14 protein-coding genes are annotated in these 15,504 nt (G+C 67.8%); 9 read left to right on the top strand and 5 right to left on the bottom strand.

Going from position 1 to position 15,504, the window contains the following annotated elements:
- The first annotated feature begins 1 nt into the window (after nucleotide 1).
- From B0T44_RS23690 to B0T44_RS23680, 3 genes are all read left to right on the top strand, one after another.
- Nucleotides 2-1,420, top strand: a complete 1,419-nt coding sequence (locus B0T44_RS23690) for an NAD(P)(+) transhydrogenase (Re/Si-specific) subunit beta (protein ID WP_077119661.1) — start codon at nucleotides 2-4, stop codon at nucleotides 1,418-1,420.
- 99 nt (nucleotides 1,421-1,519) lie between these two features.
- Complete coding sequence (locus B0T44_RS23685) at nucleotides 1,520-2,515, top strand: AraC family transcriptional regulator (RefSeq protein ID WP_077119659.1); 996 nt, start codon at nucleotides 1,520-1,522, stop codon at nucleotides 2,513-2,515.
- A 14-nt stretch (nucleotides 2,516-2,529) separates the two neighbouring features.
- Nucleotides 2,530-2,955 carry an acyl-CoA thioesterase gene (locus tag B0T44_RS23680; protein WP_081512597.1) on the top strand — a complete coding sequence of 142 codons (426 nt, stop codon included), beginning with the start codon at nucleotides 2,530-2,532 and terminating at the stop codon, nucleotides 2,953-2,955.
- A 12-nt stretch (nucleotides 2,956-2,967) separates the two neighbouring features.
- On the opposite strand, the gene B0T44_RS23675 is transcribed toward B0T44_RS23680, so the two are convergent.
- The gene (locus B0T44_RS23675) at nucleotides 2,968-3,783 is read right to left on the bottom strand and encodes an SDR family oxidoreductase (RefSeq protein ID WP_077119655.1); all 816 of its coding nucleotides are present in this window, start codon (nucleotides 3,781-3,783) and stop codon (nucleotides 2,968-2,970) included.
- A gap of 47 nt (nucleotides 3,784-3,830) precedes the next feature.
- On the bottom strand, nucleotides 3,831-4,325 hold the full coding sequence (locus tag B0T44_RS23670; protein WP_077119653.1) for an Lrp/AsnC family transcriptional regulator: 495 nt from the start codon (nucleotides 4,323-4,325) through the stop codon (nucleotides 3,831-3,833).
- Nucleotides 4,326-4,472: 147 nt separating this feature from the next.
- On the opposite strand from B0T44_RS23670, the gene pdhA reads away from it, so the two are divergent.
- The 4 genes from pdhA (at nucleotide 4,473) to B0T44_RS23650 (ending at nucleotide 9,088) form a co-directional block, all read left to right on the top strand.
- Nucleotides 4,473-5,624 carry a pyruvate dehydrogenase (acetyl-transferring) E1 component subunit alpha gene (gene pdhA / locus B0T44_RS23665; RefSeq protein ID WP_077119651.1) on the top strand — a complete coding sequence of 384 codons (1,152 nt, stop codon included), beginning with the start codon at nucleotides 4,473-4,475 and terminating at the stop codon, nucleotides 5,622-5,624.
- Entirely contained in the window at nucleotides 5,621-6,595 is a 975-nt protein-coding gene (locus B0T44_RS23660) for an alpha-ketoacid dehydrogenase subunit beta (protein ID WP_077119649.1), read from the top strand. The genes pdhA and B0T44_RS23660 overlap by 4 nt, the downstream gene beginning before the upstream one ends.
- 18 nt (nucleotides 6,596-6,613) lie before the next feature.
- Complete coding sequence (locus B0T44_RS23655; protein WP_077119647.1) at nucleotides 6,614-8,143, top strand: dihydrolipoamide acetyltransferase family protein; 1,530 nt, start codon at nucleotides 6,614-6,616, stop codon at nucleotides 8,141-8,143.
- A gap of 120 nt (nucleotides 8,144-8,263) precedes the next feature.
- On the top strand, nucleotides 8,264-9,088 hold the full coding sequence (locus tag B0T44_RS23650) for a sulfurtransferase (RefSeq protein WP_077119645.1): 825 nt from the start codon (nucleotides 8,264-8,266) through the stop codon (nucleotides 9,086-9,088).
- A gap of 168 nt (nucleotides 9,089-9,256) precedes the next feature.
- On the opposite strand, the gene B0T44_RS23645 is transcribed toward B0T44_RS23650, so the two are convergent.
- Nucleotides 9,257-9,955 carry an HNH endonuclease family protein gene (locus B0T44_RS23645; RefSeq protein ID WP_077119643.1) on the bottom strand — a complete coding sequence of 233 codons (699 nt, stop codon included), beginning with the start codon at nucleotides 9,953-9,955 and terminating at the stop codon, nucleotides 9,257-9,259.
- A gap of 57 nt (nucleotides 9,956-10,012) precedes the next feature.
- Nucleotides 10,013-10,375, bottom strand: coding sequence for a hypothetical protein (locus B0T44_RS23640; protein ID WP_077119641.1), 363 nt, complete (start codon nucleotides 10,373-10,375; stop codon nucleotides 10,013-10,015).
- A 242-nt stretch (nucleotides 10,376-10,617) separates the two neighbouring features.
- Here B0T44_RS23640 and B0T44_RS23635 point away from each other — a divergent pair, with 242 nt between their 5' ends.
- Nucleotides 10,618-13,437 (top strand): DEAD/DEAH box helicase, encoded by a 2,820-nt coding sequence (locus B0T44_RS23635; RefSeq protein WP_077119639.1) that lies wholly within the window; start codon nucleotides 10,618-10,620, stop codon nucleotides 13,435-13,437.
- Nucleotides 13,438-13,495: 58 nt separating this feature from the next.
- The gene (locus B0T44_RS23630; protein ID WP_077119637.1) at nucleotides 13,496-14,263 is read left to right on the top strand and encodes an SWIM zinc finger family protein; all 768 of its coding nucleotides are present in this window, start codon (nucleotides 13,496-13,498) and stop codon (nucleotides 14,261-14,263) included.
- Nucleotides 14,264-14,313: 50 nt separating this feature from the next.
- Here B0T44_RS23630 and B0T44_RS23625 read toward each other — a convergent pair whose 3' ends face one another.
- Nucleotides 14,314-15,399 (bottom strand): amidohydrolase family protein, encoded by a 1,086-nt coding sequence (locus B0T44_RS23625; RefSeq protein ID WP_077119635.1) that lies wholly within the window; start codon nucleotides 15,397-15,399, stop codon nucleotides 14,314-14,316.
- Nucleotides 15,400-15,504: the final 105 nt, after the last annotated feature.

The following is a 15,504-nucleotide window of genomic DNA, read 5'->3' as shown; positions in this document are numbered from 1 at the left end:
CATGGATAATCTGGTCAATATTCTCTACATCCTGGCGTTCGCGCTGTTCATCTACGGTCTGATGGGCCTGACCGGCCCGAAGACCGCCGTCCGCGGCAACTGGATCGCCGCGGCCGGTATGGCCATCGCGGTGGTGGCGACGCTGATCGCGGTGCGCGACACCAGCAACTGGATTCTGATCGTCGCCGGCCTCGTGGTCGGCGTGGTGCTCGGTGTCCCGCCCGCCCGCTACACCAAGATGACGGCGATGCCCCAGCTGGTTGCCGCGTTCAACGGTGTCGGCGGCGGCACGGTGGCGTTGATCGCCTGGGCCGAATTCATCGACACCACCGGGTTCTCAGTGTTCAAGCACGGTGAGGAACCGACGGTGCACATCATCGTCGGATCACTGTTCGCCGCAGTGATCGGTTCGATCTCGTTCTGGGGTTCGCTGATCGCGTTCGGCAAACTGCAGGAAATTCTGCCGGGCAAGCCGATCGGGCTGGGCAAACTGCAGCAGCCGGTGAACCTGCTGCTGCTGCTCGCCTCGATCGTCGTGGCCGTGGTGATCGGTATCGGCGCAGCCGACGGCGGTGTCTCGCAGTGGTGGATGATCGGCCTGCTGGTCTTCGCAGGTGTGCTCGGCCTTATGGTGGTGCTGCCGATCGGCGGCGCCGATATGCCGGTGGTGATCTCGCTGCTCAACGCGCTGACCGGTCTGTCGGCCGCGGCCGCGGGCCTGGCGCTGAACAACACGGCGATGATCGTCGCAGGCATGATCGTCGGCGCATCCGGCACCATCCTCACCAACCTGATGGCCAAGGCGATGAACCGGTCCATCCCGGCGATCGTCGCGGGCGGATTCGGTGGCGGCGCCGCTGCTGCCGGCGGTGCGGGCGGTGAGCAGAAGCAGGCCAAGGCCACTTCCGCCGCCGACGCCGCAATCCAGATGGCCTACGCCAACCAGGTGATCGTGGTCCCCGGTTACGGTATGGCCGTCGCTCAGGCCCAGCACGCGGTCAAGGAGATGGCGGGACTGCTGGAAGCAAAGGGCGTCGAGGTCAAATACGCCATTCACCCGGTGGCGGGCCGCATGCCAGGCCATATGAACGTGCTGCTGGCCGAGGCCGAGGTCTCCTACGACGCGATGAAGGAAATGGACGATATCAACGGCGAATTCGGCCGCACGGATGTCGCCCTGGTCATCGGTGCCAACGACGTCACCAACCCGGCCGCACGCGAGGACTCCACCAGTCCCATCTACGGTATGCCGGTCCTCAACGTCGACCAGGCCAAGAGCGTTATCGTGCTCAAACGGTCGATGAACTCCGGGTTCGCCGGTATCGACAACCCGCTGTTCTACGCCGAACACACCTCCATGCTGTTCGGCGATGCCAAGAAGTCGGTCGGTGCGGTCACCGAAGAACTCAAGGCGCTCTAGCAGGGCACTGTGCACTGGCCCCCGGCTCGACCGAGCCGGGGGCCAGTGTTGTTGTGATGGGCCAAATGCTGCGGCTGCCGCACTGGCTATCGTTATGGGGTGGATGCGTTGGCCGGTCTGCTCGAAGGGCCCCGAGCTCGGGGCGCGTTCCTGATGCGATCGATGCTGGCGCCGCCCTGGTCGTTGCGGATCCAGGACAAGGCCCCGTTGACGCTGATCGCCCTCATGCGGGGTAGTGCGTGGATCATCACCGAACCCGATACCGCGCCGGGCGCGGGCAGCCGCACCATGCGGCCGCACCGGACGACCCGGCAGCTGCACGAGGGCGATATCGCGGTGTTCTGTGGCCCGCGCCCGTATACGGTGGCCGACGACCCGGCCACCGAACCGCAGATCATCATCCAGCCCGGACAGGTCACCACGACACCCGACGGTGAAGTCCTGTGTGAGACCTTGAGTCTGGGCGTACGCGAATGGGGCACCGACCCCGACGGCGAGACGATGATGGTCACCGGCACCTACGAATCCGCGGGCGCGGTCAGCCAGCGGTTGCTGCGCGCCCTGCCGCCGGTGATCGTGCTGCCCCGCGGGGAGGGCGACAGCAGGCTGCTGGAGCTGCTGGTGGAGGAGATGGCCAAGGATCAGCCCGGGCAGAGCGTCGTCCTGGACCGGCTGCTGGATCTCCTGCTGATCGCGACCCTGCGCACCTGGTTCGCCCGCGGTGACGCCCCCGCCTGGTATCACGCTTACGGTGACCCGCTGGTCGGTAAGGCCTTGCGGCTGCTGCAGCACAATCCCGCACACGGCTGGACTGTCGCGAGCCTGGCCGCCGCGGTCGGCGCGTCCAGGGCGGCGTTGGCCCGCCGGTTCACCGAACTGGTCGGCGAACCGCCCATGGCGTTCCTCACCGAATGGCGGCTGGCGCTGGCCGCCGACCTGCTGCAGGGCTCTGACGCCACCATCGAGGCCATCGCCCGCCAGGTCGGCTACGGCAGTGCGTTCGCGCTCAGCGCCGCGTTCAAACGCCAGTACGGCATCAGCCCCCGTGACCACCGCCGCGGCGCACCGCAGGCACCCGCCTCATCAGCCGGTTGATTATCGTCGGCGTGGTGACGCAACAGCAGTATCCGGTGCTTTGGCCGGTGCCCACCCGGTGGGCCGACAACGATCATTATGGGCACGTCAACAACGTGACCTACTACTCGTACTTCGACACCGCGGTCAATGCGTGGCTGATGCGGGCCACCAGCACCGATATCCGTGAGCTGCCCGCTCTCGGCGTGGTCGCACAGACCTCCTGCCAATACCTGGGGTCGATCAGCTTCCCCGACCAGCTTCAGGTGGGGTTGCGCATCTCGCGGCTCGGCCGTTCCAGCATCACCTACGACCTCGCTATTTTCCGGGAGAACGGGGAATCGCTGGAACTGGCCGCCACCGGTGTTTTCGTGCACGTCTACGTGGATGCCGGAACCCGTAAGCCGGTCGAGATTCCCGAGATCATCCGCACCGCCGCCGCCGAACTCGTCGTCCAGTAGCCGGCTGCCGGTTCAGTCGGCGTTGCCGAGCAGGGCGGATTGGAAGCGGCGCATGCCCTGGAGCCAGCGGTCGTAGTCGGTGCCCTTGTGGCGGTACATTTTCAGCACTTCTGGATGCGGCAGGATCAGGAACCGCTCGTCGGCGATACCCTCCAATACGATCTCAGCTGTTTGTTCCGGGGTCAGCACCGCACCTGCCGTGGTGACCGCCTTCAGCGCAAGCTCGCCCGCGGCGGCGTCCTCCGGCGGCATCAGACCGCCGCGCAGCAACTGCGTGTCCACACCCATCGGGCAGACGCAGCTGACGCGAATGCCCTGGTCTCCGTATGTTACAGACAGCCATTCGGCGAAACCGACGGCCGCGTGCTTGGAAACCGAGTAGGGCGCGGAACCGAGTTGGGTGAGCAGCCCCGCCGCCGACGCGGTGGACACGAAATACCCGCTGCCACGCTCCACCCAACCCGGCATCAGCAAGCGGGCGGCCCGGACATGGGCGAGCACATTGACCTCCAGCGCCGCCGACCATTGGGCGTCGGTGCTCGCCAGCCCGGGCCCGCCGCCGATACCAGCATTCGCGAAATACATATCAACCGGCCCGAACTCGGCCTCGGCCCGTTCGATCAGCCCGCGGATGACCTGTTCGTCGGTGACATCACCGGTCACCGCAAACGCGCTGTCCCCGATCGAATCGGCTACGGTCTGCGCGTTGTCGCCGTCCAGATCGGCGACGACAACGCGCGCCCCCTCTCCGGCCAGTTTCCGCGCCAGCGCCGCACCGATCCCCGCCCCTGCGCCGGTGACGATCGCGACCTTGCCTGAAATCTCCATTCCCGCACCCTAATGGGCGCGGCCGGACGTAGTGCCGGCCCGATGGTTCAGTTCGCGCCCGCGAGCCGTTCCAGCAGCGGGGCGGTACGCGGGCCGACGAGTTCGCGCATCACCAGCGCCATATTGGTCCGCTGCACGCCGGGGATCTTCAGTATCTGGCCGGTGATGCGGTAGAGGTCGTCGGCATCGCGGGCGACCACCCGGACGGTGAGGTCGGTGGGGCCGGTCATCCCGCATACTTCGGTTACCTCCGGCACCTCGGCCAGCTCGTCCACTACCGAGTCGAGCTGGTGCTGATCGACTACAACCGCGACGAATGCCGAGAGCCGGTAGCCGAGTGTGCGTGGTTCGACGCGGCGTTCCATGCTGCCGAGCACCCCGGCCGCCTCCCAGCGGGCCAGCCTGGCCTGCACTGTATTGCGGGACAGCCCGAGGCGCGCGGCCAGTTCGACTCCCGTGGCTCTGGGATTGGCGACCAGCTCGAGCAACAGGCGCGCATCGGTGGCGTCCAGCATCGAGTCGGTGGGTTCTCGACTGGTCATACAACGCAGTATGACAGCAATTGCCCGTCATGAAACGAGCATTTTGCTCAGTCTGCATCTGATCGCTTGCGCAGTTCGCTTTCTCGTGGATGCTGTGTGGTGTAGGACACACCACAGTGGTGCCCCTGTTCGAGGAGGCGATGAGCGATGGCAGGCACACTCGATTACCCCGTGCAGTTGGTGCAGCCCGACGGCCGTCGCGTCCTAGACCCCGCCCATGCTGCGCTGGTCGCCGATTGCGGAGCCGAACAGCTGCTGTCGCTCTACGAAGACCTGGTGGTGGTCCGCAGGATCGATATCGAAGCCACGGCGCTGCAACGTCAGGGGCAGTTGGGTCTGTGGGCGCCGCTGCTGGGACAGGAAGCCGCGCAGGTGGGGTCGGCGCGCGCCCTGCACTCCGACGATTACGCGTTCTGCAGCTACCGCGAGTCCGCCGTCGCCTACTGCCGTGGCGTCGCACCCGGCGAGCTGACGCGGATGTGGCGCGGGGTTGCGCATTCCTGCTGGGACCCCGATGCCGCCCGGTTGTCCAACCCCGCGGTCGTGGTCGGCGCCCAAGGTCTGCACGCCACCGGGTACGCCTACGCCGCCCAGCTGCAGGGCGCGGAAATCGCGACCGTCGCCTACTTCGGTGACGGCGCCACCAGCCAGGGCGATATCGCCGAAGCTATGACGTTCGCCGCGAGCTGGGATGCGCCGGTGGTGTTCTTCTGTCAGAACAATCAGTGGGCGATCAGCGAACCCGTTCGGTTGCAGAGTGCGACGCCGATCGCGCAGCGCGCCTACGGGTACGGCATCCCCGGCGTCCGGGTCGACGGTAACGATGTGCTCGCGGTGCTGGCCGTCACCAGGCAGGCGGTGGCGCGAGCGCGCGCGGGCGGTGGCCCGTCGTTCATCGAGGCGATCACCTACCGGATGGGTCCGCACACCACCGCCGACGATCCCACCCGCTACCGCGCGGCCGCCGAAACCGAGGAATGGCGGCGACGCGACCCGATCGACCGGATGCGCAGACTGCTGGAACGGGAGGGCCTGTTCGACGACACGCTGCGTCGCCGGATCGGGGAACGTGCCGACGAGGTCGCCCACCAGCTGCGCACCGCAACCATCGAGATGCCCGATCCGCACCCGATGGAGCTGTTCGACAACGTTTATGCGACACCGCATCCGTTGATCACCGAACAACGGCAGACCTATGCGGACTATCTCGCGTCTTTCGCCGACGACGCCGGAGACCCCGGCGGTGATACCGGCCCATGTAAAGCGCATGGCCGGAGCGAGGAAGGAGTCCTGTCATGATCACCACCTTCGCCGCCGCCCTCAACGCTGGGCTGCGCAGCGCGCTGGAGGACGACCCAACGGTGGTGCTGATGGGTGAGGACATCGGCCGGCTGGGTGGCGTGTTCCGGGTGACCGATGCCCTGCAGAAAGATTTCGGCAACAACCGTGTTATCGACACTCCGCTCGCCGAATCCGGCATCATCGGCACGGCTTTCGGTATGGCGTTGCGCGGGCTGCGGCCGGTGTGTGAAATCCAGTTCGACGGGTTCGTCTATCCGGCCTTCGACCAGATCGTGTCCCAGGTGGCGAAAATCCACTACCGGACGCAGGGAAAGGTACGTGCCCCCATCACTATTCGGATCCCCTTCGGCGGCGGTATCGGGTCGGTGGAACATCATTCCGAATCTCCCGAAGCGTATTTCGCGCATACGGCGGGTTTGCGGGTGGTGTCGCCGAGCACCCCGGCCGACGCCTACTGGATGATCCGCGCAGCGATCGCGCTGGACGATCCGGTGATCTTCTTCGAACCCAAACGCCGGTACTGGGACAAAGCCGAAGTGGATTTCGGTGCACCCGCCGGGCTCCCGCTTGATCGTGCTCGGGTATGTGTCACCGGGACCGATGCCACGGTGGTTGCTTACGGCGGCACGGTCGCCACTGCGTTGAAGGCAGCGGATATCGCTGCGGGCGAGGGGTATTCGCTCGAAGTGATCGATCTGCGCAGCCTGTCACCGATCGATTTCGACACGATCGAGAAATCGGTGGCCGAAACCGGCAGGCTGATCGTAGTGCACGAAGCGCCGGTCTTCGCCGGCCTCGGCGCCGAAATCGCCGCCCGCATCACCGAACGCTGCTTCTACCACCTGGAGGCCCCGGTGCTGCGCGTCGGGGGCTTCGATATCCCCTATCCCCCGGCTAAGCTCGAAAAACACCATCTGCCCGACCCCGACCGCATCCTGGCCGCGGTCGACCGCTCGCTCGCCGCCTGACCAGACAGAGGTGCTTTCGTGGACGACGCTCGTGCCGACGCTTCCCGTCCCGACAACCAGGGTGACGTCCTGGAATTCCGGTTACCGGATCTGGGCGAGGGGTTGACCGACGCCGAACTGCAGACCTGGACGGTGCGCGTCGGGGATCGGATCGAACTGAACCAGACCATCGCCGAGGTGGAAACAGCCAAGGCGGTGGTGACGTTGCCGTCACCGTTCGCCGGGACAGTGGTGGAGTTGCTGGCCGAACCCGGTGACACCGTCACGGTGGGTACGCCGCTCATCCGTGTTCGCGGCGCGGGCTCGGCGCCGGACAGCACCGCACGAACATCGGTGCTGGTCGGATATGGACCGGAGGCGGAAACGGTGACGCGGCGCAGGCGGGGCCGTCCCGGCGCACCCGGGAACACGCCCACCCGATCCGCTGCGGCCGAGGGGCCGGATACGGCACCCCCCGAGGCAGGCGATGCAGGGCCGCACGGAGCCGGGGAAAGTGCGGGCGTGCCGGGAGGCGATCGGGCAGAACCCGCCACCACCGGCCCCGAAGCCCGGCCCGGCGGGACCGGCGTTCCCACGGACCCGCGAGGTGCTGCCGGGAGCACCCGGACCGGATCTGCTCCGCTGTCCGATGCGCCTGCGTCGGCCGGACGCGCGGCCGCCACCCCGGGTGCTCGGAAACTGGCCCGCGAACTCGGCGTGGACCTGTGGTATATCGCCGGATCCGGCCCGGACGGTGCGGTCACCGTCGCCGACGTGCGTTCGGCCGTTCCCGTCTCCCAGCCGCCCGCCCGCGGCGGCGCACCTGCTCCCGAGCCACCACCTCACCCCGACACCGGCCAGCTGTCGCGGGAACGCGAAGAACGCACCCCCATCAGCGGGATCCGCAAGCGAACCGCCGCCGCCATGATCGCCAGCACGCGCACCATCCCGCAGGCATCGACCTCGACGACGGTGGACGTCACCGCATCCATGGAACTGCTCGACCACCTGCGCACCACCACATCCTTCGCCGGGCTCACGCTCACCCCGCTGGCGCTGGTCGCCAAGGCGGTGCTCGCGGCGCTCACCGAATATCCGGGGATCAACGCGTTCTGGGACGAGCCGAACCAGCAGATCGTTACCAAGTACTACGTCAATCTAGGCATCGCCGTGGCGACGCCGCGGGGGCTGCTGGTACCGAATATCAAAGAGGCCCAAGCGTTGAGCCTGCGCGATCTGTGCCGGGAGATCGGCTGGCTGGTCGACACCGCGCGCAGCGGGGCCGCTACACCAGCCGATCTACGTGGCGGCACGTTCACCATTTCCAACGTCGGGGTTTTCGGTGTCGATTCCGGTACCCCGCTGGTCAATCCGGGTGAGGCGGCGATACTGTGCCTCGGCTCGATCACCGAGCGCCCGTGGGTGTTCCGCGACGAACTGGCCATCCGCTGGGTGACCACGCTGACGGCGAGCTTCGACCATCGGATGATCGACGGCGAACTCGCCGCCCGCTTCCTGGCCACGGTTGCCGCACTGCTCGAGGACCCGCTCACCCTGCTGAGCCGTTGACCAGCTAGCCGCGTGCGGCGCGGACACGCAGGTGAACAACAGGTGCTTGCGCGCACAACCGGCAGATGTGTTGCGTAAAGTGGAAAAAATCTGTTGAGGACGCGTGCACGAGGAGCTGCGTTGAGCGCGGTACTGATCTCGGCTGAAGAACTCCGGGAAGCGTTGACAGGCAAGACGATCAGGCTACTGGACGTGCGGTGGGCGCTGGGTGATCCGGACGGCCCCGAGCACTACCGGAAAGGGCATATCCCCGGCGCGGTGTTCGTCGATCTGGACACCGAACTGGCCGCGCCGCCGTCACCGGCCCGTGGGCGTCACCCGCTGCCCGACGCCGGACAGCTGGAGAAGTGCGCCCGCAGCTGGGGCGTGTGCCGCGGTGACCCGGTGGTCGTCTACGACGCGACCGGCGGGATGGCGGCAGCCCGCGCCTGGTGGCTGCTGCGCTGGGCCGGGATCGCGGATGTGCGCATTCTCGACGGCGGGCTGCCCGCGTGGACCCGCGACGGCGGGGAACTGGCCACCGGCGCAGCACCGGACCCGGCGCCCGGCGATGTGGAGCTCGCCCCGGGTGCACTGCCCGTTATCGACGCCGATACCGTCGCCCGCTGGGACGGCGTCCTGCTCGACGCGCGGGCCACCGAACGCTACCGCGGCGACACCGAGCCGGTCGATCCGCGCGCAGGCCATATCCCCGGCGCGATCAGCGCTCCGACCGCGGAGAACCTCACGGCAGACGGGTGTTTCCGGCCCCCGGAGCTCCTGCGGGAACGGTTCGCCGGGCTCGGCACGGGCCCGGTCGCCGTGTACTGCGGCTCCGGTGTCACCGCCACCCACCAGATCGCGGCGCTGGCCGTCATCGGTGTCGAGGCCGCTCTGTACCCGGGCTCGTGGTCGCAGTGGTCGCACGACCCGAAGCGGCCGGTCGCCACCGGCGCCGGCGCCTGACCCCGATCCGCGGCAAACCGGTCATCGTGTGAGCTCAGCAGAGCTCGATGCGTCGCAGCCGGGCGACACCGCCGCCTCCGATGGGCAGTGCGAACCGGATCCGACCAGCAGGATGTGCGCACCGGGACCGGTACCGCTACCGCCGGTGGCGGTGCTGCGTGCGACGGCTTACCCACACATCTGTGCGATACCGCGCAGGACCGTATGGTCGGCGGTGGTGACCGGTAGGTCGTAGCGGATGGCGACCGACAGGTACTTGCCCGCGTAGAAGCAGTGGCCGGGACGTGACGGCGGCAGCCATTCAGACGGGGTGCTGTCGCCTTTGGCCTGGTTGGCGTCGCGGGTGGTGACCAGCAGGTTGTAGTCGAGATCGTTGGCGAAGCGGACACGCAGGTCGTCTGGCCAGCCCGAAGCGCCGAAATCCCAGGCGGCGGCCAGCGGGTAGACGTGGTCCACGGGCACGTCTCCTGCTGCTGCTTTGCGGAATTCGATCCGTTCGCCGGTGTAGGGGTCGGCCAGCGTTCCCGAGACCACCACACAGTCCCGGGTGCCCGGGCGGTGGATGACCTCGGTGAGCTGCCGGGCGAGCACATTGTTACGGGTGTCGCAGCCGTCGCGCCCGCCCGGCCCGGTGTGTTCATCGGACCAAGCCGGGCCGAACACACAGGCTTGCCCCGCCCGGCAGCCACGCTCGTAGCCGCCGGTATGCGGTCGGTACGACACAACTCGAACCGCGCCGAGTAACTGCTCCAGCTCCGTCCGGGTCGGGCTACCCGGTGCGGGCGCATCCGGCTGCCACGGCGCACACCCACAGAGCGCGAGCAGCGCCGCGATCATCCCCACCCATCCGCGAATACGCGTATCCATGCCCCGGTTCTCTACCGGCGCCCACCGACAGATTCGCAGGCGGCGGGGCTGGTTTGTTCACAGCCAGGCGCGGGCCAGGAGTTCGTCCTCGGAAACACCGATCCCTCGCGGCGGGAACCGCGTGGCGGCCAACGACTCGACGTGTGTGCCGTCGTGGCCGATCACCCAGCTGCCGCCGCTGTCGCTGCATTCGGCGATCTTGGCGAACGCGGTGAGCAGGAAGGTGATGGCCTGGGCCGGATCGGCAGTGCGGGCCAAACGCTGGGATTCACCCGGCCGGGACAGATCGAGCCACACCCCGCACTGCCCGTCGAGCCGCATCCCCACGATCTTGCCCGCATCGACGAAGGTGAATTTGCGCCGCTCCCACGGTGTGGTGGGGGTGAAACTCTGCTCGAGAACCTGGAGCAGGATCGTCATACTGCTGCCCTCCGCTTGTCGGTGACGCCGGTAGTGACTGACACTGCTTGACGCCGCTTGCGGTACACACCGCCGTAGGATCTGCATTCCGTCGCAGTGCGCGGAACCGGCGGTGACCAGCGGATATAACAGTATGTTCCGTCCTAGGGGAGAAATCCAGAGCCGGTGTTCGCCGCACCGGAACATGCGGTGGGGTTCGGCCGTCCGCCGGGAGTGTCGGACCGACCTGATTTGATGACGCAATGCTGCACGGCCTGTGGTCCCCCGGTGCTGGTTTGCTGCTGTGGTACCCGCCCGGTGGCGCCGGCGCGTCCGGCAGCGACGTGCCCGGACTGCTGGGCAGTGTGGTGCGGAACGCGAGGTTCCGGCATCGGGCCGATGTTCTCGTCGCCGATGCCGACGGGATACGGCGGGAGCGGGTGCGGGCGCACGCGCTGGCGCCGGACGCTGCAGTGGCCGCATTGCGGCAGCGTTTGCCTGTTGAGGCGGTGTCCGGGGATCTGCGTTTCCTGTCTCATGTAGCGCTGGGGGTCCAGCGCTGGGTGCAGGCGGGCCGGGTCGTTCCGGAACTGCGGCGTGACGATGGGCAGTGGTGGGCGCGCTGGCGGCTGGTCGGCGGGGCGGGGCAGCGGGCGTGGCTGGCCGAACTCGCCGCGGCCATGCCCGCGGCGTTGCAGGTCGCGGGTGCGGCACCGGCGGTGCTCGAGGATATGGTCACCGAGTTGACCGACCCCATCGCCCGAGAACTGGTCGACGACCCCTCCTGCGAGCATCCGCTGGTGCACGGGCTGTACGCCGACGTCGCGGTGGACAGTGGCAGCCACCAGGTCGCCGAAACGCTGGAACGGTGGCGGAACAGCCTCGCCTCGGACGAACCGGAACTGGTGCTGCGGCTGCTCGAACCGGACGGCGAGTTCGATGCGGACACTGATGCGGCGCTGTGGCGGCTGGAGGTGTGCCTGCGTGTCGACGGCGCGGCCCCGGCCCCGGTTCCGTTGCACGGTGATCCGCATCTGGTCCGCGCCGCCGTGGAACGTCTCGGCGCAGCGCAGCGGGCCTATCCGCGGTTGCGTGACCTGCCCGGTGACCCACGCAGTATGGATTTGTTCCTGCCCACCGAGGTGGTCGCCGATCTGGTCGCGCACGGCGCGCATGCCCTGCGCTCCGCGGGTATCCGACTGCTGCTGCCCCGGGCGTGGAATATCGTCGCGCCCACGTTGCGGCTGCGGGTCGATGGCACGGTGCCCGCGGCCGAGAGCACTGTCGGGCTCGACGGGTTGGTGTCGTATCGGTGGGAACTCGCCCTCGGCGACACTGTGCTGACACCTGCGGAAATGCAACGGCTGGTCCGCGCCGAATCGGATCTGGTGCGGTTACGCAACGAATGGGTGCAGGCCGATCACACCACACTGGCCGCGGCCGCGGAATACGTCGCCCTGCACACCGGTGGCGGCGAGATCACCATGGCCGATCTGCTCGGTGAGATCGCTGCCACCCGCGTCGACCAGGTCCCCATCACCGCGGTCACCGCCACCGGCTGGGCTGCGGAGCTGCTCGGTCACGCCCACGAACCCGAGCTGGTGCCGCCGCCCGCCGGGCTGCGGGCGAGCCTGCGGCCGTATCAACTGCGCGGCCTGTCCTGGCTGGCCACCATGAGCCGGATGGGCTGCGGCGCGATCCTGGCCGACGATATGGGGCTGGGCAAAACCATTCAGGTGCTGGCGCTGCTGCTGCACGAACGCAGGCATCGCGCAGACGAGAAAACAGCGGTGGGCCCGACCATGCTGGTCTGTCCCATGTCGGTGGTCGGCAACTGGCAGCGCGAGGCCCAGCGGTTCGCCCCCGATCTGCGGGTGCTCGTGCATCATGGCGCCGACCGCGGCAGGGGGACACAGCTGGCCGCCGCCGTCGCAGGCTCGGACCTGGTGGTCACCACCTATGCGTTGCTGGCCCGCGATATCGGCGAGCTCACGCAGCAGCAGTGGGCGCGGGTGGTGCTCGACGAAGCCCAGCACATCAAGAACGCGGCAACCAAGGCCGCCCGCGCCGCTCGCGCTGTCCCCGCGCGCCACCGGCTCGCGCTGACTGGGACTCCTGTGGAGAATCGGCTGGAAGAACTACGCGCCCTCCTTGACTTCGTGATGCCGAAGCTGCTGGGCAGCGCCCAGACCTTCCGCGCCCGCTTCGCCGTGCCCATCGAACGCGAACACGACCAGAACGCCATCACCCGCCTGCGCACCGTCACCGCGCCGTTCGTACTGCGCCGCGTCAAAACCGATCCCGCGGTGATCAGCGATCTGCCGGAGAAACTGGAGATGACCGTGCGCGCCAACCTGACCGTCGAGCAGGCGGCGCTGTATCAGGCAGTGGTCGACGACATGCTGGAAAAGCTGCGTGATGCGAAAGGTATGGCCCGTAAAGGGGCGGTGCTCGGCGCGCTCACCCGGCTCAAACAGGTGTGTAATCATCCGGCGCACTATCTCGGCGACGGTTCGGCCGTGCTGCGCCGCGGCGGGCATCGCTCCGGCAAGCTGGCGCTGGTCGATGACGTCCTCGACGCCGTGCTCGCCGAGGGAGAGAAGGCGTTGCTGTTCACTCAGTTCCGCGAATTCGGCGAGCTGATCGCGCCCTATCTGAGCGAACGGTTCGGTACTCGCGTTCCGTTCCTGCACGGCGGACTATCCAAGAAGCGCCGCGACACCATGGTCGAGGGCTTCGGGGAGCAGCACGGCCCGCCACTGATGCTGCTGTCGCTGAAGGCGGGCGGCACCGGCTTGAATCTCACCGCGGCCAACCATGTCGTGCACATGGACCGCTGGTGGAATCCCGCGGTGGAGAATCAGGCCACCGACCGCGCGTTCCGCATCGGCCAGCAGCGCAGTGTGCAGGTGCGCAAGCTCGTGTGCGTCGACACCATCGAGGAACGTATCGACGACATGATCAACGGCAAGAGCATGCTGGCCGATCTGGCGGTCGGTGCGGGGGAGAACTGGATCACCGAGTTGAGCACCGATGAACTGCGTGAACTGTTCACTCTCGGCGCCGAGGCGGTGGGGGAATGATGCTGCTGATCGTGCCGACACCAGCGGCCACTGGGTCGTCGCGGGGCGAGGTGCGACGATGAACCCTCGCGTCGACTACAACGCATTCGGTGAACGCCGCCCCGTATCGGGTGGTGTGCAGGCGCGCAGCACCCGAGGCCCGTTCGCTCGCACGTCATGGGGTAAGGCGCTGATCGAGGCCGTAGAGCGGATGTCGGCACCCGGTCGGCTTGCGCGCGGCCGCACCTATGCGCGCGCAGGCCAGGTGGTGAGCTACCGGATCGAACCGGGCACGGTGACCGCCGAGGTGCAGGGCAGCCAGCCGCGCCCGTTCACCGCGATCTGCACGGTCCGGCGGCTCCGCGACGAAGAAATCGGCCTGCTGATCGAAGCCATCCGCTCGTCGCCCGGCATGCTCGCGCAGATCGCCTCGGGCGACCTGCCCACTGCCCTCGCACCGCATCTGTTGCCGGACACCGCCGCCGACCTCGATTTCGGTTGCACCTGCCCCGACCCCGGCTGGCCGTGCAAACATGTCGCGGCTGTCTGCTATCTGCTCGCCGAACGCCTCGACCAACACCCCCGCGACTTGCTCACCCTCCGCGGCCTCACCCTCGACACGCTCATCGGCGGCATCGAACGCTCCGACACAGGCAACAGCACCGATCCATACGGCGACAACTTGGACCTGCCCGCCTTACCGTCCCCCGAATTCCACCCTGCCCTCGACGATCTCGATCCCGCCCTGCTCCGCCGTGCCTTACGCACCCTCGCCGAAGACGAACACACCGCAGCTTCTGCCCTTCGCGCTCTCACCGCGATCTACGCCCGATTTCCCGCCCGGTGAGCAGGGCGGCACAACTCCTGTGCGCTCCGCAGCCACTGCCGGTCCGGGGACTACTCGGCCGATGGTTCGTCGAGACGATAGATCCGGTGGGCATTGCCACTGAAGACCGGGCGGGCGGTTTCGGTGCTGCCGGTGTGCTCGGTGATGGCGGTGGCGACGGCGGTGACGCTGTTGCCGATGCTGGTGATCGGTTTGTCCACCGGGAAGTTGGAACCCCAGATCAAGCGTTCGACGCCGAACACGTCCACCGCGTGCCGCAGCAACGGGCCGATCCGGTCGAGCAGTTGCGGTACCGGGGTCGCGGTGCCGCGGTGGGGGACCGGATGGCCGAGGATCGGCATCATCAACCCGCTCACCTTGGCGACCACGTTCGGGTGTGCCCCGAGTGCCGCCACATCATCGCGCCACCGCACGAACACCTCGCGCCGCCGCTCCGGATTCGCTCCGGTGTCCGCGCCGACCTGCCCGAAGATCCCGGCAGGTGTCCCCAGATGGTTCAACACGATGGTGACCTCCGGATAGCGTTGCGCCAGTGCCGTCACCTCGGGCAGTTGATGTGAGTACACCCAAGCCTCGAAGAGAAGGTCGCGTTCGGCGAGTTCGGCGAATCCGTCGAGGAATGCGCTCGATCCCAACACGCCGTCGGCCGCAGCGAAGGACCGCACGTCCGGGTCCGGGTGATGGGCGACCATGGTGCGTATACCGCGGAACAGCGGCGACGCCGAGCGGTGCGCGTCGAGCAGGTCGGTGAAACCGGGCGCGGCCGGATCGGCGCCGCCGATGACGCCGCCGAGTCTGGGCGTATCCACCCCGAACGGCAAACTCACGACCCAGCGGGTCTCGTCCGCCTTGGCCAGCCTGCCTTTACCGGACCACTCGACCTCGATGTGCACGAGTGCCTCGATACTCGAACCCGCGGCGTCCGCGCGGTAGTCGGCGGGCAGATACGGCCCCAGGTAGGGCGTCGGGTCGCCGACGAATTCGCGGTCCCGGCGTGGCGCCAACCGGACCGCCAGCCCGAGCGGCACCGGCAGATACCGGAACATCTTGGCCATTCCGCTGAAATCGCGTGGAGTGGTGAGGGGATCCCACTGGTGGACATGCGCATCGATGATCTGGATACCGCCGAGGTCCATGCCGCTCCCGTCATGCCGCTGTATTTGATCGGCGGCGTTCGCGGGGCCCTTCGTGGTTACGCTTCGCTACCGCCTTCGGGCCCGTCGCTCCCGCCGCTGTGTTCG

Source organism: Nocardia donostiensis (assembly GCF_002081715.1).
In the GTDB taxonomy this organism is placed as follows: Bacteria; Actinomycetota; Actinomycetes; order Mycobacteriales; family Mycobacteriaceae; genus Nocardia; species Nocardia donostiensis.
Note: the sequence above shows the minus strand (reverse complement) of the source record. Positions and strands in the feature narration are given on the sequence as shown.

What these genes read in the sequence shown, in the direction of transcription:
- B0T44_RS23690 (WP_077119661.1), top strand. Translation starts at nt 2, where the DNA reads ATGGATAATCTGGTCAATATTCTCTACATCCTGGCGTTCGCGCTGTTC.
- B0T44_RS23675 (WP_077119655.1), bottom strand. Translation starts at nt 3,783, where the DNA reads ATGGAGATTTCAGGCAAGGTCGCGATCGTCACCGGCGCAGGGGCGGGG.
- B0T44_RS23670 (WP_077119653.1), bottom strand. Translation starts at nt 4,325, where the DNA reads ATGACCAGTCGAGAACCCACCGACTCGATGCTGGACGCCACCGATGCG.
- pdhA (WP_077119651.1), top strand. Translation starts at nt 4,473, where the DNA reads ATGGCAGGCACACTCGATTACCCCGTGCAGTTGGTGCAGCCCGACGGC.
- B0T44_RS23660 (WP_077119649.1), top strand. Translation starts at nt 5,621, where the DNA reads ATGATCACCACCTTCGCCGCCGCCCTCAACGCTGGGCTGCGCAGCGCG.
- B0T44_RS23645 (WP_077119643.1), bottom strand. Translation starts at nt 9,955, where the DNA reads ATGGATACGCGTATTCGCGGATGGGTGGGGATGATCGCGGCGCTGCTC.
- B0T44_RS23640 (WP_077119641.1), bottom strand. Translation starts at nt 10,375, where the DNA reads ATGACGATCCTGCTCCAGGTTCTCGAGCAGAGTTTCACCCCCACCACA.
- B0T44_RS23635 (WP_077119639.1), top strand. Translation starts at nt 10,618, where the DNA reads ATGCTGCACGGCCTGTGGTCCCCCGGTGCTGGTTTGCTGCTGTGGTAC.
- B0T44_RS23630 (WP_077119637.1), top strand. Translation starts at nt 13,496, where the DNA reads ATGAACCCTCGCGTCGACTACAACGCATTCGGTGAACGCCGCCCCGTA.
- B0T44_RS23625 (WP_077119635.1), bottom strand. Translation starts at nt 15,399, where the DNA reads ATGGACCTCGGCGGTATCCAGATCATCGATGCGCATGTCCACCAGTGG.